This is a genomic window from Ruegeria sp. YKSD163 (assembly GCF_059612905.1).
Window position 1 is genome coordinate 94556 of sequence record NZ_JBXWRM010000007.1, and the last position, 17194, is coordinate 111749.

Genomic DNA, 17194 nt, shown 5'->3' on the forward strand with positions numbered 1-17194 from the left:
GGATCAGCCCAGCACGCGCGCCAGCTGATCGACCTGCGCGGTTGCCAGCCGTCCGCCATAGGCGGTCTGCAAATTGTCGGCGGTAAAGGCCTCGGCCACCGGTCCTTCGGCCACGCGGCGGGTGTTGATCAGGAAGACATGGTCGAAATAATCGGTCACCGTGGCCAGATCGTGATGCACCACCACCACGGTGCGCCCGGCCTGTTTCAGCGATTTCAAAACCGAGATGATCGCCTTTTCCGTCGCCGCATCGACCCCGGCAAAGGGTTCGTCCAGCAGATAGAGATCGGCGTCTTGCGCCAGGGCGCGGGCCAGGAAAACCCGCTGCTGCTGCCCCCCCGACAATTGGCCGATCTGGCGGTCGGCGAAATCGCGCATGCCCACACGGGCCAGACAATCGAGCGCCTGCGCCTTGTGCCGCGCGCGCAAGCGGCCCAGCAGGCCAAGCTCGCGATAAAGCCCCATCAGAACAACGTCGATCACCCGGGTCGGGAAATCCCAGTCGACACTGGCGCGCTGCGGCACATAGGCGATGCGGGCGCGCTGCTCCTCGAGCGGGCGGCCAAACACGGTGACCTGCCCCGACAGCGGTTTGACGATGCCCAGCGCCGCCTTGAGCAGGGTCGACTTCCCCGCCCCGTTCGGCCCGATGATCGCCGTCATCGCGCCCGGCTGCACTGTCATGTCCACAGAAAACACGGCCGGCTTCTGCCCGTAGGACACGGTCAGCCCGCGCACCGCCAGCGGGCTGGAGGCGATGGTGTCATCCGACAGACGGATACCCTTATCTGCCGCCAGTTCGATCATCGCTCAGAGCCCTGCCGACAATTTGCCATCCATGCCACGGGGCGGCACCTGTCCGCCCAGCGCGGCGGCGATTGTGGTGATGTTGTGATCGAGCATACCCAGATAGGTCCCCTCGTAAGAGCCGTCAGGCCCCATCGCATCAGAGAAAAGCTCGCCCCCCACCTGTACCTGATGCCCCTGCGCCGCGGCGCCTTCGATCAGCGCCCGGACCGAGCGATCCGAGACCGAGCTTTCGACGAAGACCGCCGTGATCTTGCTCGAAACCAGCGTGTCGACCAGTTCCGCGATGCGGTTCAGCCCCGCCTCGGACTGGGTCGAGATGCCCTGAACGCCCAGAACCTCGAACCCGTAGGCCTGCCCGAAATAGCCAAACGCGTCATGCGCCGTGACCAGCACCCGCTTGCTTTCGGGCACCGTGGCCAGAACGGTTTCGGCATAACCCGACAACCGGTCCAGATCGGCGATATGGCGGGCGGCATTGGCGGCAAATGTCTCGGCGGCCTCGGGGCGGGTCTCGGTCAGGGCACGCGCGACCTCGGCCACCACCTCGCGCCACAGATCCGGGGTCATCCAGACATGCGGGTCGAACTTGTCGGCATAATCGTCATGGGCGCGCAGGCGCGAGGGGTCGATCCCCTCGGCCACCGCAACCACCTGACGCTTGCGCCCAAGATCCTGGAAAAAGCTTTCCATTTGCGCTTCGAGGTAGAGCCCGTGCCATAGCACCAGATCAGCGCGGGTCATGGCCACAATATCGCTGCGGGTCTGCCGATAGGCATGCGGGTCGACCCCCGGCCCCATCAGGCCGGTCACCTCGACCAGATCGCCGCCGACCTGGCGGGCGGCATCGGCAATCATGCCGGTGGTCGCCACCACACGCAGCGGCGCCTCGGCCCAAACGGCCAGAGGCAAGCTGCATGTCAGGGCAAGTACAGCAAGGAACCCACGGCGAATCATCGCATACCTCGAAATCCAACTCTCATACGGATGAATATGAGAACCATTCGCAACTAAGTCAACGCAATTGAGAATTATTCGCAAGAAAGGATAAATTTGTCCGAAAGGTAAAATCTTGACGTCGCGACCCACCTGCCTCCGCTTGCCAATCTGTCGCAGGTCATGCGACCTTGGCCACAAACCTCCCAAAGGAAGTGACGATGGAAACGCAGAGCCTTGAGCGCACCGCGCATCTGCCGCAAGTGACCGAACCGCGAAACCCCGGCATGGAGCTGGACCTCGACTGGGTCCGAGCGGTGCAGGCCAATACCTCGGCGATCGAACGGCGGGCGGCGACGCTGCCCGGACGGCGCTCGGTGAAAAAGGACTATCAGGCCGCCTGGCTGTTGAAGGCGATCACGATGATCGACCTGACCACTCTGGCCGGCGACGACACGGCGGGCCGGGTGCGACGCCTCTGCGCCAAGGCGCGGCAACCGGTGGCACCCGCGCTGCTGGAGGCGCTCGGCATGGGGCCGATCACCACCGGCGCGGTCTGCGTCTATCACGACATGATCGAGACCGCGGTCGATGCGCTCAAGGGCACCGGCATTCCGGTGGCCGCCGTCAGCACCGGGTTCCCGGCGGGCCTGTCGCCCTTTCACCTGCGGGTGGCCGAGATCGGCGAAAGCGTGGCAGCAGGCGCCGAAGAGATCGACATCGTGATCTCGCGGCGGCATGTGCTGACCGGCGACTGGCAGGCGCTCTATGACGAGATGAAGGCGTTCCGCGCGGCCTGCGGCCATGCCCATGTCAAGGCGATCCTGGCGACCGGAGAGCTGGGGTCGTTGCGCAACGTAGCGCGCGCCTCCCTGGTTTGCATGATGGCGGGGGCGGATTTCATCAAGACCTCGACCGGCAAGGAAAGCGTCAACGCCACCCTGCCCGTCTCGCTGGTGATGATCCGCGCCATCCGCGACTATTACGACCGCACCGGATACCGGGTCGGATACAAACCGGCCGGTGGCATCTCCAAGGCCAAGGACGCGCTGGTTTATCTGGCGCTGATCAAGGACGAGCTGGGCGACCGCTGGCTGCAACCGGACCTGTTCCGCTTTGGCGCCTCGTCGCTGCTGGGCGATATCGAGCGGCAGCTGGAACATCACGTGACCGGCGCCTATTCGGCGGGCTACCGCCATGCCATGGGCTGACCGGCGCGACAGGCGCCGGAATTTTGAAAAAATTCCGGCCCGTTTTCCGTGACGGAAAACGGCCCCCGGATACCGAGGACACCGCTATGAGCATCAAGGAACTCTTCGACACCATGGAATACGGTCCTGCCCCCGAAAGCGCCGCCGAGGCGCTGGCCTGGCTGGTTGATCAGGGTGACCGGTTCGGCCATTTCATCGACGGAGCCTTTACCACGCCGGGCAACGGGTTCGACAGCCGCAACCCCGCCACCGGCGAGGTATTGGCCACGCTGACCCAGGCGACCCAAACCGATGTGGATGCCGCCGTTACCGCCGCCCGCAAGGCGCAACCCAAGTGGGCCGCATTGGGTGGCGCTGGCCGGGCGCGATACCTCTATGCCATCGCTCGGCTGATGCAGAAACACAGCCGTCTGTTCGCGGTGCTGGAAACGCTCGACAATGGCAAGCCGATCCGCGAAAGCCGCGACATCGACATCCCTCTGGCGCAGCGGCATTTCTATTATCATGCGGGTATGGCCCAGTTGATGGAGAGCGAGCTGCCCGATGCCGAACCATTGGGCGTCTGCGGTCAGATCATCCCCTGGAACTTCCCGCTGTTGATGTTGGCGTGGAAGGTCGCGCCGGCGCTCGCCATGGGCAACACCGTGGTACTGAAACCCGCTGAATATACCTCGCTCACCGCGCTCTTGTTTGCCGATATCTGCCAGCAGGCCGGTCTGCCCAAGGGCGTGGTCAATATCGTCACCGGTGACGGCGCCGTGGGCGAGATGATCGTGGCGGCGGATGTGGACAAGGTCGCCTTTACCGGCTCCACCGCCGTGGGTCGCCGCATCCGCGAAGCCACCGCCGGGCGGGGGCTGGAACTGACGCTCGAACTGGGGGGCAAGTCCGCCTATATCGTGTTTGACGATGCCGATATCGACAGCGCCATCGAAGGGCTGGTCGATGCGATCTGGTTCAATCAGGGCCAGGTCTGCTGCGCCGGGTCGCGCCTGTTGGTGCAAGAGGGGATCGCCGACCGCTTCCACACCAAGCTACGCGGCCGGATGGACGGGCTGCGGCTGGGCAATCCGCTCGACAAGTGTATCGACGTGGGCGCGGTGGTGGATCCGGTGCAGTTGCAGACCATAGAGCGAATGGTCGCCAGCAACACGGCTGGCACGGTGCACCATGCCGCTTGCACCCTGCCCGAAAACGGCTGCTATTACCCACCGACCCTGATCACCGGGCTTTCGACCAGCGACCCGCTGATGCAGGAAGAGATCTTTGGCCCCGTCCTCGTCTCGACCACCTTCCGCACCCCGGCCGAGGCGGTGGAACTGGCCAACAACACCCGCTATGGGCTGGCCGCCACCGTCTGGACCGAGAATGTAAACCTGGCGCTCGACATCGCACCGAAGCTGGTGGCGGGAGTGGTCTGGGTGAATGCCACCAACCTGTTTGACGCCGCCGCCGGATTTGGCGGTGTCCGCGAAAGCGGCTTTGGCCGTGAAGGCGGGTGGGAGGGGCTGACCGCCTATACCCGGCCCAAGGGCAAGCGCAAGGCGCTGGCCAGGATCGAGCCCGTCACCGGCCACGGCGCCCCGGTTGACCCGATCGACCGGACAGCGAAGCTTTATGTCGGGGGCAAGCAGGCGCGTCCCGATGGCGGCTATTCCCGACCAGTCTGGGGTAAATCCGGCCTGTTGGGTCATGTCGGGCTGGCCAACCGCAAGGACGTGCGCAACGCGGTCGAGGCGGCCGCCGGCGCCTCGGGTTGGGCAAAGACCACCGGGCATCTGCGCGCGCAGATCCTCTATTACGTCGGCGAAAACCTTTCGGTCCGCGCCGCCGAATTCGCCCACCACATCGACGCGATGACCGGCAAGCGCGGTGGCGCAAAAGAAGTTGAAGCCAGCATCCAGCGCCTCTTCACCGCAGCCGCCTGGGCCGACAAGTATGACGGGCAGGTGCATGGCGTGCCGATCCGGGGCGTGGCGCTGGCGATGAAGGAACCGGTGGGCGTGATCGGCGCGCTTTGCGCGGACGAGGCGCCGCTGTTGGGTCTTGTCTCGGTCATGGCGCCCGCGATTGCGATGGGCAACCGCGTTGTGCTGGCGGCAAGCGAGCCCTATCCGCTGGCGGCCACCGATTTCTACCAGATCCTCGACACCTCGGACGTGCCGGCAGGCGTGGTCAACATCCTGACCGGCAGCCATGCGGAGCTGGCCAAACCGCTGGCGTCGCACCTGAACGTGGATGCGGTCTGGTCCTTCTCGTCGACCGACCTGTCGGCCGAGATCGAAAAGGCGGCGGCAGGGAACCTGAAACGGACCTGGATCAATAACGCAACGTCCCTTGACTGGGGCGTGGACCACAGCAAGCGGTTCCTTCAGGCTGCGACCGAGATCAAGAACATCTGGGTGCCCTACGGAGAATAGGGCATCCCTGCACAAGGGAGGCTCTACATGGATTTCACCGGCAAGACCGTCGTGGTGATCGGCGGCACCAGCGGCATCAACCGCGGCATCGCGCTGGCCTTTGCTCAGGCCGGTGCACGGCTGGCGGTTGCCAGCCGCAGCCAGGACAAGGTGGACGACACCGTGACCGAACTGCGCGCCGCAGGGGCGCAGGAGGCAATAGGTGCATCCTTCGATGTGCGCGATGCCGAGGCGGTGGCCAAGGGTCTGCAAGGGTTCCGCGATCAACTGGGTGAATTCGATGTGCTGGTTTCTGGCGCGGCGGGCAACTTTCCTGCGCTGACGGCGGACATGTCGATCAACGCCTTCAAGACAGTGATCGACATCGACCTGATGGGCACCGTGCATGTGATGAAAGGCGCCTATCCGCATCTCAAGCGCCCCGGCGCCAGCATCATCAACATCTCGGCTCCGCAATCCTGGCTGCCCTACGAGGGGCAGGCGCATGTCTGCGCCGCGAAGGCAGGTGTCGACCAGATCACCCGCACACTGAGCCTGGAATGGGGACCCGAGGGGATCCGGGTGAACTCGGTCGTGCCCGGCTTCATCGAAGGCACCGAAGGCGCCAAGCGATTGGCCCCCAGCCCCGAAGCAGAGAAGACCTTCAAGGCGGATGTGCCGCTGGGCCGCTGGGGAGAGCCGCGAGATGTGGCGAATGCCTGCCTGTTCCTGAGTTCGGACATGGCCGCCTATATCAGCGGGACGGTTCTGTCGGTCGACGGTGCACTCTATCAGCGTGGCTCAGGCCGGGCGGGTCAGATGATCGGCCAGATGCTGCGCGCGATGCCCAAGCGCGGTTGAACCGGCGCGTCTCCCGCAGGGCGGGCGCCGGAAAACATATGTTTTCCGGCCCGTTTTCCGAACCGGAAAACGGCCCCGCCGCGCCCGCTGCGCCAGAAGTCAGTTGGTTCCTTCCAGCCCCACGGGTTTGCCCACCACGGTAAAGCTCAATCCATCTGGGTCGAGGAAATCGGCGGCAAATGCGTTGATCTCTTCCAACGTCACCGCATTCACCTGGTCGTTGCGGGTGGCGATATAGTCAATCGGCAGACCCTGTATCTGCATCCCGGCCAGGATATTGGCGATCCGTCCATTGCCGTCAAAACGCAGCGGATAAGCACCTGTCAGATAAGTCTTGGCATCCTCCAGTTCCTTGGCCGTCACACCATTAACCGCCACATCCCGCCAGACATCGCGTATGACGGACACCGCCTCGGCGATCCGGTCATTGGCCGAGGCCACCGATCCCATGTAAATCGAAGCCAGATCCTTGGGCAGCAGATAGGAATAGACCCCGTAGGTCAGTCCCCGCTTCTCGCGCACCTCTTGCATCAGCCGGCTCTCGAACCCGCCGCCGCCGATGATGTGGTTGAGAATATAGGCGGCAAAGAAATCAGGATCATCGCGGTCGATCCCCGGCTGCATGAACAGCGCCACCGACTGCGGTGTGTCGAAATCGACCACCCGTACCGGGCCGGGAACGCTGACCTGCGCCCGGTCAGGGATCGGCGCGCCAGTTTCCGGCAGGCCGGAGAGAAGCGTATCGAGCAGCGCGCCCAGTTCCTCGGCGGTGATATCACCCACCGCGCCGACATAGACCCGGTCACGTGCCAAGGCCCCCTTGAAGGCCGCCAATATATCGTCGCGCGTCAACGCCGCGACGCTGTCCACCGTGCCCTTGCCCTCGGTCGCGTAGGGATGTTCTCCATAGACGGCCTCGGAGAGCGCGGCGCCAGCGATGCTGTGCGGGTCGGTCTCGTCCGAGCGCAGTCCCGACAGGACCTGCGCGCGCACCCGCTCGATGGCCTCGGGGTCAAATCGCGGCGCGTGCAGGGTTGTGCGCAATAGGTCGATCACCTCGTCGCGGTTCTCGGTCAGGAATCGGGCCGAGACCGACAGCGTGTCGTCGGTCACGTCATATTCAAAGCTCGCGGCCAATTCTTCCAGCCTGCGGGCATAGGCACGCGCATCCAGCTCTCCTGCCCCTTCCTCGATCAGGCCGGTCATAAGATAGGTCGCGCCCCGCTTGCCCGGTGCATCGAGCGAGGTACCGCCACGGAACCAGATTTCCAAAGCGGTAAAGGGGATCGCGTGATCCTCGACCAGCCAGGCATTGTAGCCTTGGGGGGAGGTGACCTCCTGGATCTTGACTTCGGCCCAGGCCGGCAACGCCAGCATCAGGGCAGTCAATGCAGCAAAGATCGCCTTCATTGGGTCACCTCCTCGACATTGGTCAGCCAGCCTGTCACCGAAACCTCGGGCCGCAGTACCGACCTTGCGGCAGCGATGATCTCGTCGCCCGTCACCGCCTGCAAAACCTCGGGCCAGGCCTGCACATCACCGATGGTCAGACCGCTGGCCAGTGCGGCACCATAGCGGTTGCCAATCCCATCCACATTGTCGCGCTCGTAGATCAGCGCCGCGCGCAGTTTCATCTTGATCCGGTCGAGATCGGCTGCATCCACCCCTTCGGCAATAAAATCCGCCAAAACCTTGTCCATCGCCGCTTCGGCCTCGGACAGGGAAACGCCCTGTGCCGGCACCACGATCATGTCAAAGGTGGTGTCGTCCAGCGAAAGCCCGCTGTAGAATGCGCCGGTATAGATCGCGGTCTGGCTGTCGAATTGCAGCTTTTCGTTCATGTAGGACGTGGTGCCACCGCCCAGCAGTTCGGCCAACAGATAAAGCGCGGCCGCGGTTTCCTGGGCGCCAGCATCACGCTCGGGTGCCAGATAAGAGCGGTGAACATAGGGTTGAGCCACCCGCGCATCCTTGAAGGTCAGGCGCCGCGCAGCGGTTTGCGGCGGCTCCTGGCTGCGGAAGCGTTCGGGCAGGTCGGGGTTTGCCGGGATCACGCCATAATAGGTCTCGGCCAACGCGCGCACTTCATCGGGCTCGACATCGCCGGTCACGATCAGGATGGCGTTGTTGGGCGCGTAATAGGTCTGGTAGAAGGACAGCGCATCCTGCATGTCCAACGTTTCCATCTCGTGTTTCCAGCCGATCACCGGGACGCCGTAGCGGTGGTTGAGGAACTGGGCCGCATCCATTTGCTCACCAAACAACGCGCGCGGGTTGTTCTCGGTGCGCTGGTTGCGTTCCTCCAGGATCACGTCGCGCTCTGTCTCGATATCGCGTTCGGTCAGGCGGATGTTACGCATACGATCCGACTCCATCCGCATCATCAGTTCCAGTCGATCGGACGCGACCCGCTGGAAATAGGCGGTATAGTCATACGAGGTAAAGGCGTTGTCGGCACCGCCATTGGCCGCCACGGTGGCCGAGAGTTCACCGGCCTTCATCGTGTCGGTCGCCTTGAACAGCAGGTGTTCCAGGAAATGAGCCACCCCCGAGGCGCCCACCGGCTCGTCCGCCGATCCGGCCCGGTACCAGACCATCTGCTGTACCACGGGGGCGCGGTGATCTTCGATCACGACAACATCCATACCGTTTTGCAGGGTAAAGGTGGTGACCGCCTCTCGCCCCTCGGGCGCCGCCCAGAGCGGCGCAGCCGAGACAATAGCGGCAACAAGAGCAAAAGCCCGGACCATGCGCATCCTCCGTATCGCTAGCCGACAACCTACGGCAGGCCCGGCAAGGTTCAAGACGCGCTGACGTAAAATTAAGGATTATTCACTTTCCGGTGGCGCCGAGGGCGTCGCGGCCCCGGCCCGGCGGAAGCGCTCGTTCTGGTTGAACGGGTTGATCGCTTCCTTGCGATAGGCCTGCTCATAGCGATCGACCGGGAACAACCGGATACGGGTCCAGCGGCCCTGACGCTTGCGGAATTCGGCGTCTTCGGTGGCCAGCGCGGTGCGCGTATTGGCGGGGACGCCATAGCGGCTGGAGGCACTGACCAGCGCCTGATCCGAGGCAGGAATGCCGCCACCCGGTTGCAGCGCGGTTTCCTTGCCGCCCAGCGCCACCACCGCATCGGCGGCGGGCGTCGGATCGGTCAGGTTGGCGCCACCCGGCGTCGGCGCGGGCAACACGTTGAAATCCTTGGGCTGGGTCAAGGGCTTCACCGGCATGATGGCGAACTCGTCGGGTCCGGTCCCCTGCGAACGGATATCGCGCAGCCCCTTGCTGGAGCAGCCCGATACCGCCAGGGCGGTCGCGATCACGATCAAAGCCAGCGGCGCGCGCATGGTCATCTCCTGCCTGTTTCGTCGGGTTTTATCGCATATCCACGCCCCCGTCACGAGGGCTTTTTGCCATCCATCAGGATCAGCGCCGCCGCACCGGCAAAGATAAAGATATCGGCCACGTTGAACACATATGGGTTGTCGATGCCACAGCAGGACATATTGAGGAAGTCCAGCACATAGCCATAGATCAGCCGGTCGATCACGTTTCCGAGCGCACCGCCAATCAGCAGCCCGCCTCCGATCAGCATCCACCGCGACGGGCGTCCCCGCGACAACCAGACCAAAACGACCGCGCAGATCGCCAGCGACAAGCCAATCAGGATCCAGCGCGCGGCATCGCCCTCACCTTGGAAAAGGCCAAAGTTGATGCCACGATTCTCGCCATAGCGAAATGTCAGGAACGGCGGCAGCACCTCGATGCTGCCGCGATGCGCCACGTCCATCACGTGCACGACCAGATATTTGCTGATCTGGTCGATCAGAAAGGCCCAGAAGGCGGACCAGAAGAGGAGCCGGGCGCGCATCAGTGCCGGAAATGGCGCATGCCGGTAAAGACCATGGCCAGACCCGCCTCGTCCGCGGCCTTGATCACCTCGTCGTCGCGCATCGAGCCGCCGGGCTGGATCACACAGGCGCCGCCTGCCGCGGCCGCCTCAAGCAAACCGTCGGGGAACGGGAAAAACGCGTCCGAAGCCACGGCGCAGCCCTTGGCCGGGCTTTCGGGCAGGCTCAGTTCGGTCGCCATGCGCTGCGCCTTGGCGGCGGCCACATTGGCACTGTCCAGCCGGCTCATCTGACCCGCGCCGACACCCACGGTGGCGCCGTCCTTGACATAGACGATCGCGTTAGACTTGACGTGTTTGCCGACCTTCCAGGCAAACAGCAGATCGGCCATCTGAGCGTCAGACGGGGCCTTCTTGGTCACCACCTTGAGGTCGGCCAGATCGACATGGCCCACATCCTTGTCCTGCACCAGCATGCCGCCGGCCACCTGTTTCATCGCCACGATGGGCTGGCGCGGATCGGGCAGGCCGTCGGTCAGCAACAGGCGCAGGTTCTTCTTGCCGGCAAAGATCGCGATGGCCTCTTCCGATGCACCTGGGGCGATCACCACCTCGGTAAAGATCTCGACGATCTTGCCAGCGGTCTCGGCGTCCAGCGGTTGGTTCAGCGCCACTATCCCGCCAAAGGCGCTGGTGCGGTCGCAGTCGAACGCTTTCTGATAGGCCTCGGACAGGGTGGCCCCCAGCGCCACACCGCAGGGGTTGGCATGCTTGATGATGGCGCAGGCCGGGCCGTTTTTGGGCGCGAATTCGGCCACCAGCTCGAACGCGGCATCGGTATCGTTGATGTTGTTATAGCTCAGCTCCTTGCCCTGAAGCTGCCGCGCGGTGGCCACGCCCGGACGGTTCGAACCATCGGTATAGAACGCCGCCTGCTGGTGGCTGTTCTCGCCATAGCGCAGGGTCTGTTTCAGCTCGCCGGCAAAGGCGCGGCGGCGCGGCGCCTCCAGCGCCAGTTGAGCCGCCATCCAGTTGCTGACCGCGGCGTCATAAGCGGCGGTGCGGGCATAGGCGGTCTGCGCCAGCCGCTGGCGGAAGGCATAAGAGGTCTGGCCGTCATTGGCCGCCATTTCGGCCAGCAGAGCGTCATAATCCGCGACATCCACCACCACGTTGACAAAGGCGTGGTTCTTGGACGCTGCACGGATCATCGCCGGGCCGCCGATGTCGATATTCTCGATACAATCATCATACTCGGCGCCCTTGGCCACGGTCGCCTCGAACGGGTAGAGGTTCACCACCAGCAGGTCGATGCCCGAGATGCCGTGCTGCTCCATCGCCGCCACATGCTCGGCATTGTCGCGAAGCGCCAGCAGGCCGCCATGCACCATCGGGTGCAGCGTCTTGACCCGGCCATCCATCATCTCGGGGAAACCGGTCACCTCGGCCACATCGCGCACCGTCAGGCCCGCGTCGCGCAGCGCCTTGGCGGTACCGCCCGTCGACAACAGCTCGACCCCGCTCGCGGCGAGGGCCTGGCCCAGCTCGATCAGTCCGGTCTTGTCGGAAACGGAAAGAAGCGCGCGGCGCACGGGGGAAAGGTCGGTCATTTGCTCGGGGTCCTTATGCGGATCAGTCGAATTCGGGTTCGTCCCGGTTCAGGTCGCGAATGGCAATCGCGGTGTCCTGCGCCTTGCTCAGCGTCCACCGGATGCGGGTCGCATACTCCATTGCGCGCCCGGATAGAACGATCTGTTTTGTCGCGCGCGGCTTCAGGCGGGTCTTTTCAAGATAAACGCTTGGCTCCAATGACAATTTATATTTGCCATCATGGCGGAAAACCCAGATCTCGCCGCTTTTGAGGGCCATCGACACCGCCGCGCCCCCCAGATCGACCGCCGCGTCCACCTCAGGGTGCAGATGCAGGCGCAGGTCGAATCCGACCCCTGCCAGCACCGAAGCGTCCATCGCCTTGTCAAACCGGCGCTTGGCGCCATCGTCCATCGCCAGCAGCATGTCCTCGCCCACCAGACCGCGCCCGTCATGACTCAACTCCAGCGTGCGGGCATGAGTCAGGCCGAAAACCTTGGCATAGCCATCATGACCGCCCTGAAAGCGGATACCGTCGGTCACTTCCGAAATCTCGACCGGCACTTGTGTCGGGCCTTCGATAAGTGCCTCCAGCCCGGTGCCGCGCTCGGGGTCGGCCAGGCGTGCGCTCGAGAACCCGTCGAGGCAAAGGGTGGAATGAGACGGCGTGGCGCGCCCGGCCCGGCGCCATTCCACCCCGAAACTGATGCCCGAGCCGCAATTGACGATCAGCGGACGGCGGCCCGAAGTCAGCTCGAACGCCAGGGTCGAGGCATGCGCGTTATAGGAGGCGGCACCGCGTGGCGGCACACTGGCATCGACGATGACACTGGTACGCCCACCCGACAGGCGGGCATAGCCCATCGACAGCCCCTCGGCATGGACCGGCTTCACACCGCTGGCCGCCAGTGCGTGATCCAACCGCCCTTCAAGCCCGCGCCCACCGCCGTGAAAACGACCCAGTTGCCCATCCGCATGGCGCAAGGCGCGCAGGGTCGGTGCGATCCGCTCGATTGCCTCGGTCTGCGCATGCGGCGCGCCGCGCCCTGCCTCGTGCAGCGCTGCGGTGGCCCAGTTGAGCAGGGTAAACACCTCAAGCAGTTCCTCGGGATTGCGGGTGGGCAGACCACCCTCCTTGTCGATTTGGCTGTTGCAATCGCGCGCCAGCGCCCGCACCGCCGGGTCGGCCAGTTCCTCCAACCCCTCCAGCGCAAGCCCGGCATAGATGACCCCTGTCAACGCTTCGAACCGGCCCAGACCCGGCTTGGCGCCGGGCCAGCGTTTTGACAGGAACCAGGTCTGCTGTCCCAGCGAGCGAAAGAACGCATGACTTTGCTCCGGCTCGACGCCGCGAAGCAGGAACGGGGCGTGGTTGATCCAGCGGATGACGCGCCGCCCGGTCAGCTCGGGTGTCCAGCCGGGACCGCGCCCGCGCCCATGCGCCTCGATCCAGCCCAACAGCCAGCGCTGCGCCTTTTCACGCGCACGCACGTCGCCCACGGCGGCCAGATCGTCGAGCCAGGCAAAGCCCTGACGCTCGTCGTCAAAGGCCCCGTTAGGCGCCTCGACCTCCCACAGGCCGCTGCTTTGGGATTCGACCAGATAGCCGGCAAACAGCAGATTGCCCGCCACCAGCTGCCGCCCCCGGGCATATGAACCGATGGTGCGCGGTTCGGGTTGCGAGACAAAGGCGCGGACCGATTTGTGACGCTGGCTGAGACGCGCATAAAGACGGTTCTGGAACCGTGCCCATCTGCTGGCCATGTTGTACGAACCGGACATGCGCTCTGCCTCTCACGCTCTTTGGCGTTTGTGGCGGAGGATAGCGGCACCCGCGCCGCAAGTCACCGTTTATTCCGGACCGTCGGCTGCCTTGCGCAGAACAGCCATGTAGAAGCCGTCCATACCGTCCCTTTCGGGCCAGTAATCGGGGCGCAGGCGCAGACCGCCCTCTTCGGTGATCCAGGCCGGGTCGATGCCGGGCAGGTCCAGCGCAGCGCGGTCAACAGCCATATCGGGATAGAGCGTCAGCGCCTCTTCGACCTGCACCTCGCCCTCGTCCGGCAACAGCGAACAGGTGCAGAACACCATGCGCCCGCCGGGTTTGACCAGCGTCCATGCATGGGCGATCATCTGTGCCTGCAACTCGATCAGCGCGCCGAATTCGGACCCGTCCTTGGCCAGCGGCAGATCGGGGTGACGGCGGATGGTGCCGGTGGCCGAACAGGGCGCATCCAGCAGCACCGCATCATATTGACCGCCCTGCTCCAGCGCATCGCCCACCACCGTTTCGGCGCTCAGCCCTGTGCGGGCGAGGTTCTCGCGCACGCGGGCCATCCGCCCTTCGGAGATATCGAGCGCGGTGACCCGCGCCCCTGCTGCGGCCAGTTGCATGGTCTTGCCCCCCGGAGCGGCGCACAGGTCCAGCACGGTCTCGCCCGGTTGCGGATCGAGGAGCTGTACCGGCAGCGCGGCGGCGGCATCCTGCACCCACCAGTCACCGGTGGCAAAGCCCGGCAGGGCCGAGACCTGCCCCGCATCATGCAGGCGCACCGAACCGGTCGGCAGCACCTCTCCGCCCGGCGCGGACGCCCCGGGTTTCAACGTCAGGTCAAGTGGAGCGCCCGCGAAATGCGCGACCTCCATCGCCGCGACGGCAGGTGCACCCCAGGCCTGAACCAGCGGATCGCGCAGCCAGCGCGGCAGGCGCGGGACCCGTAGCCGCGCCCAGTTAGCTGGCGCATCAGCGGCCACCTTGCGCAGTACCGCGTTGACCAGCCCCTTGAGCCGCCCGTGCCGGCGCGAGCGGCCGACAATCTCGACCATGGAATGCACCACGCCATGAGCGGCCTCGCCATGGGCCAGTTCAACTGTCCCCAACCGCAGCGCATTGCGCACGCTCAGCGGCGGCGCCTTTTGCAGGTGCGGTTTCAGCAGCCGGTCGGCACGTTCCAGCCCGCGCAGGGTGTCAAGCGTCAGCCGCTGGGCGCGCGCGCGTTCCTCGGGCGGCAACCGGTCCAGTGCACCGGCGCCGAGGCATTCGGACAACAGCCGCCCCTCGCCCAAAATCTGGTCGAGCAGATAGATCGCGCTCTGCCGCGCCTGGGTCGCGCTGTCCGCCATGGGGTGCCTCGTCCGGTTGTGACCATCCGCCCGCATTGCCAAGGGCGGACGCGGGCGTGTATCAGGATACCAGACCGAAAGGAACAGCAAAGCCATGAGCGAGCCGCGCACAGACCTGCCCCCCGCCGCCCAACGCGCCCTCGCCGAGGCCGAGGAACGCCGCCGCAAGGCCGAGGCCGAGGCCAAGCCGCTGCCCAAGGAGCTGGGAGGGCGCGACGGACCCGACCCGGCCCGTTACGGCGACTGGGAGAAAAAGGGCATCGCCATCGACTTCTGACCAGCGCGTTCCGGGTTGCAACCCGGCGACCCAGACCGCACTCTCTGCCGCAAGGCAAGATTGGCCCAAAGGGCGACAGAGAGTTTCCATGACCTCCAGACCTCCGATGCAAACCGTCTCGACCGGCCTCGTCGTGGCTATCGTCGGTTTTTTCAGTTCGTTTCCGATCGTCTTGCAGGGTCTGGCAGGGGTTGGCGCGGATACTGCGCAAGCAGCCTCAGGTCTGATGTTCGCGGCGCTCTCGATGGGCCTCACCGGGATAGTGCTGAGCCTCTGGACGAAGACGCCCGTCTCTGTCGCGTGGTCCACGCCGGGCGCCGCGTTGCTGGCGGTGTCGTCGATACCCGAGGATGGGTTCGGCGGAGCTGTGGCCGGGTTCATATTGGCGGGTGCAATGACCGTGATCGCGGCCTGGTGGCGTCCGCTCAGCCGGTTGACCGCCGCAATCCCCGGACCGATCGCCCAGGCAATGCTGGCGGGGGTGCTGTTCTCGCTTTGCCTGCGCCCGTTTCAGGCGCTGGCAGAGATACCTTTTCTCGCCCTGCCGATCCTCCTGACCTGGTTCATCGTCAGCCAGGTCAGCCGCCCCTTTGCAGTACCCGCCGCTGTGGTCGCCGGGGCGCTGGTCGTCACCGTCAATGCGGGCTTTGACATTCCGGCGCCCGAAACACTGATTGCCGCGCCGGTCTGGGTCACCCCGGTCTTTTCGCTGGAGGCGCTGACCAATATCGCGCTGCCGCTTTTCATCGTCACCATGGCGACCCAGAACGTGCCCGGTCTGGCGGTGCTGCGTGCCTATGGCTATCAGCCGCGCCCGGCTCCGCTGGTGAGCGGGGTCGGTCTCGCCAGCGTACTATCCGCACCCTTCGGGTCTCCGGCCACCTGTCTGGCAGCAATCACCGCCGCCATGTGCGCCAACGAAGAGAGCCACCCGGACAGCGCACAACGTTATTGGTCGGCTGTCATGGGCGGGCTGTTCTATTGCGTACTGGGCCTCTTTGCCGGGGTCATCGCCGGATTTGCGGCACTGGCCCCCGCGCTGGTTCTGGGAACCGTTGCGGGCGTGGCGCTGCTGGGTGTCTTTGCCGGCTCGACGCTGGCGGCACTGGAAGAGCCCGATTATCGCCAAGCCGCCGCCGCCACCTTTCTGATCACCGCGTCGGGCATCACCATCCTTGGGCTCAACGCCGCCGTCTGGGGCTTGGTGATCGGTGGCTTGATGCAGGCGATATCGGACCGGTTGCGGCGCATGCGTGGCTAGGCGCCCTCTCCGGTCAGAACAGCAAGAAGCCCCTCGATGAGGGCGCGCTGACGCCGCGCAGTCAGACGATCGCTGGGCCAGGTCAGCCAATACCCGTCCCGCGTCGGCATCCGAGGCGCTTTCAACTGGCAGAGCCGACCCGCGTCCAGCGCCGCGCGCGCCAGCGGCAGCGAGCCCAAAGCCACCCCGATCCCTTGTTCGGCGGCCGCCAGCGCGTGGCCCATCGAATCGACACTCAGCCAGACCGGGCCTCGGGGCATCGCGCCTGTCAGCCGCGCCCAGTCGCTCCAGCCGGGCCGCTCTCCGCGCAGATCGATGATACCCGCATCCCACCCCTGCCCCGGCGCCGCCATCGGCGCCAGTATCTCGGGCGCGATCAGCAGCGCCTCGCGCCCGGGCCAGACACCACGCCCGAACCGGATTTGCAGCCAGGTCCGTTCTGCGTCCAGCCCGATGCGGCGGGCGGCGGAGTCGGTCATCAATCGCACCCCAGGATGAGCTTCCAGAAAGGCCGCCGCGCGCGGCACCACCAACGCCTCGACATGCGAGGCAAGGCCCGCCACCCGTAACTCGGTCGGAACGGTGCCAAATAGGTCCTCGGTGCTGCGTGCCAGTGCCGACAAGCTTTCCTGCACCAGCGGCAGATAACTCTCTCCCTCGACCGTCAGAGTCACCCCGCGCGGTCCACGCACGAACAGCGCCCTTCCCAGCCACGCCTCGAGATTGCCGATCCGCTGGCTGACCGCCGCCTGGGTCAACCCGAATTCCCGCGCCGCGGCCGAGAATCCGCCCAGCCTGCCAGCAGCTTCGAATACCCGCAGCCAATCAAGTGGCGGCAAGCCGATTGGTGTTTTTCCCATAGATTTTTCTAACCCTAAG

Annotated in this window: 15 protein-coding genes; 5 read left to right on the forward strand and 10 right to left on the reverse strand. The window is 65.1% G+C overall.

Features of this window, described 5'->3' with window-relative positions; all coding sequences use genetic code 11:
• Nucleotides 1-3: 3 nt before the first annotated feature.
• Both AC2FNA_RS11280 and AC2FNA_RS11285 read right to left on the reverse strand, forming a co-directional pair.
• A complete protein-coding gene (locus AC2FNA_RS11280; RefSeq protein ID WP_496826539.1) occupies nt 4-807 on the reverse strand; it encodes a metal ABC transporter ATP-binding protein in 804 nt (267 codons plus the stop codon).
• 3 nt (nt 808-810) lie between these two features.
• A complete protein-coding gene (locus AC2FNA_RS11285) occupies nt 811-1764 on the reverse strand; it encodes a metal ABC transporter solute-binding protein, Zn/Mn family (protein ID WP_496826541.1) in 954 nt (317 codons plus the stop codon).
• Nucleotides 1765-1964: 200 nt separating this feature from the next.
• On the opposite strand from AC2FNA_RS11285, the gene deoC reads away from it, so the two are divergent.
• The 3 genes from deoC to AC2FNA_RS11300 all read left to right on the forward strand — a co-directional run bounded on the left by deoC (nt 1965) and on the right by AC2FNA_RS11300 (nt 6214).
• The gene (deoC, locus tag AC2FNA_RS11290) at nt 1965-2954 is read left to right on the forward strand and encodes a deoxyribose-phosphate aldolase (RefSeq protein ID WP_496826543.1); all 990 of its coding nucleotides are present in this window, start codon (nt 1965-1967) and stop codon (nt 2952-2954) included.
• Nucleotides 2955-3040: 86 nt separating this feature from the next.
• Complete coding sequence (locus tag AC2FNA_RS11295) at nt 3041-5374, forward strand: aldehyde dehydrogenase family protein (protein WP_496826545.1); 2334 nt, start codon at nt 3041-3043, stop codon at nt 5372-5374.
• Between the two features lie 27 nt (nt 5375-5401).
• Complete coding sequence (locus AC2FNA_RS11300) at nt 5402-6214, forward strand: SDR family oxidoreductase (RefSeq protein WP_496826546.1); 813 nt, start codon at nt 5402-5404, stop codon at nt 6212-6214.
• Nucleotides 6215-6313: 99 nt separating this feature from the next.
• On the opposite strand, the gene AC2FNA_RS11305 is transcribed toward AC2FNA_RS11300, so the two are convergent.
• From AC2FNA_RS11305 to AC2FNA_RS11335, 7 genes are all read right to left on the reverse strand, one after another.
• The gene (locus AC2FNA_RS11305) at nt 6314-7624 is read right to left on the reverse strand and encodes a M16 family metallopeptidase (protein WP_496826548.1); all 1311 of its coding nucleotides are present in this window, start codon (nt 7622-7624) and stop codon (nt 6314-6316) included.
• Complete coding sequence (locus tag AC2FNA_RS11310) at nt 7621-8964, reverse strand: M16 family metallopeptidase (protein ID WP_496826550.1); 1344 nt, start codon at nt 8962-8964, stop codon at nt 7621-7623. The genes AC2FNA_RS11305 and AC2FNA_RS11310 overlap by 4 nt, the downstream gene beginning before the upstream one ends.
• A gap of 78 nt (nt 8965-9042) precedes the next feature.
• Complete coding sequence (locus AC2FNA_RS11315) at nt 9043-9561, reverse strand: DUF3035 domain-containing protein (protein WP_234144373.1); 519 nt, start codon at nt 9559-9561, stop codon at nt 9043-9045.
• 50 nt (nt 9562-9611) lie between these two features.
• The gene (gene lspA / locus AC2FNA_RS11320) at nt 9612-10085 is read right to left on the reverse strand and encodes a signal peptidase II (protein ID WP_234144374.1); all 474 of its coding nucleotides are present in this window, start codon (nt 10083-10085) and stop codon (nt 9612-9614) included.
• On the reverse strand, nt 10085-11674 hold the full coding sequence (gene purH / locus AC2FNA_RS11325; RefSeq protein ID WP_496826553.1) for a bifunctional phosphoribosylaminoimidazolecarboxamide formyltransferase/IMP cyclohydrolase: 1590 nt from the start codon (nt 11672-11674) through the stop codon (nt 10085-10087). The genes lspA and purH overlap by 1 nt, the downstream gene beginning before the upstream one ends.
• 22 nt (nt 11675-11696) lie before the next feature.
• Nucleotides 11697-13436 carry a heparinase II/III family protein gene (locus AC2FNA_RS11330; protein ID WP_496826554.1) on the reverse strand — a complete coding sequence of 580 codons (1740 nt, stop codon included), beginning with the start codon at nt 13434-13436 and terminating at the stop codon, nt 11697-11699.
• A gap of 69 nt (nt 13437-13505) precedes the next feature.
• Nucleotides 13506-14777 (reverse strand): RsmB/NOP family class I SAM-dependent RNA methyltransferase, encoded by a 1272-nt coding sequence (locus AC2FNA_RS11335; protein WP_496826556.1) that lies wholly within the window; start codon nt 14775-14777, stop codon nt 13506-13508.
• A 94-nt stretch (nt 14778-14871) separates the two neighbouring features.
• Here AC2FNA_RS11335 and AC2FNA_RS11340 point away from each other — a divergent pair, with 94 nt between their 5' ends.
• A complete protein-coding gene (locus tag AC2FNA_RS11340) occupies nt 14872-15054 on the forward strand; it encodes a DUF1674 domain-containing protein (protein WP_234144378.1) in 183 nt (60 codons plus the stop codon).
• Nucleotides 15055-15142: 88 nt separating this feature from the next.
• On the forward strand, nt 15143-16315 hold the full coding sequence (locus AC2FNA_RS11345) for a benzoate/H(+) symporter BenE family transporter (protein ID WP_496826558.1): 1173 nt from the start codon (nt 15143-15145) through the stop codon (nt 16313-16315).
• Here the strand turns inward: AC2FNA_RS11345 and AC2FNA_RS11350 are convergent.
• On the reverse strand, nt 16312-17175 hold the full coding sequence (locus AC2FNA_RS11350) for a LysR family transcriptional regulator (protein WP_496826560.1): 864 nt from the start codon (nt 17173-17175) through the stop codon (nt 16312-16314). The two genes, AC2FNA_RS11345 and AC2FNA_RS11350, sit on opposite strands and share 4 nt — an antisense overlap.
• Between the last annotated feature and the right edge of the window lie 19 nt (nt 17176-17194).

Bases quoted from the DNA above. Each gene is read 5' to 3' on its own strand.
- AC2FNA_RS11280 (WP_496826539.1), bottom strand. From the start codon at position 807: ATGATCGAACTGGCGGCAGATAAGGGTATCCGTCTGTCGGATGACACC.
- AC2FNA_RS11285 (WP_496826541.1), bottom strand. From the start codon at position 1,764: ATGATTCGCCGTGGGTTCCTTGCTGTACTTGCCCTGACATGCAGCTTG.
- deoC (WP_496826543.1), top strand. From the start codon at position 1,965: ATGGAAACGCAGAGCCTTGAGCGCACCGCGCATCTGCCGCAAGTGACC.
- AC2FNA_RS11295 (WP_496826545.1), top strand. From the start codon at position 3,041: ATGAGCATCAAGGAACTCTTCGACACCATGGAATACGGTCCTGCCCCC.
- AC2FNA_RS11300 (WP_496826546.1), top strand. From the start codon at position 5,402: ATGGATTTCACCGGCAAGACCGTCGTGGTGATCGGCGGCACCAGCGGC.
- AC2FNA_RS11305 (WP_496826548.1), bottom strand. From the start codon at position 7,624: ATGAAGGCGATCTTTGCTGCATTGACTGCCCTGATGCTGGCGTTGCCG.
- AC2FNA_RS11310 (WP_496826550.1), bottom strand. From the start codon at position 8,964: ATGGTCCGGGCTTTTGCTCTTGTTGCCGCTATTGTCTCGGCTGCGCCG.
- AC2FNA_RS11315 (WP_234144373.1), bottom strand. From the start codon at position 9,561: ATGCGCGCGCCGCTGGCTTTGATCGTGATCGCGACCGCCCTGGCGGTA.
- lspA (WP_234144374.1), bottom strand. From the start codon at position 10,085: ATGCGCGCCCGGCTCCTCTTCTGGTCCGCCTTCTGGGCCTTTCTGATC.
- purH (WP_496826553.1), bottom strand. From the start codon at position 11,674: ATGACCGACCTTTCCCCCGTGCGCCGCGCGCTTCTTTCCGTTTCCGAC.
- AC2FNA_RS11330 (WP_496826554.1), bottom strand. From the start codon at position 13,436: ATGTCCGGTTCGTACAACATGGCCAGCAGATGGGCACGGTTCCAGAAC.
- AC2FNA_RS11335 (WP_496826556.1), bottom strand. From the start codon at position 14,777: ATGGCGGACAGCGCGACCCAGGCGCGGCAGAGCGCGATCTATCTGCTC.
- AC2FNA_RS11340 (WP_234144378.1), top strand. From the start codon at position 14,872: ATGAGCGAGCCGCGCACAGACCTGCCCCCCGCCGCCCAACGCGCCCTC.
- AC2FNA_RS11345 (WP_496826558.1), top strand. From the start codon at position 15,143: ATGACCTCCAGACCTCCGATGCAAACCGTCTCGACCGGCCTCGTCGTG.
- AC2FNA_RS11350 (WP_496826560.1), bottom strand. From the start codon at position 17,175: ATGGGAAAAACACCAATCGGCTTGCCGCCACTTGATTGGCTGCGGGTA.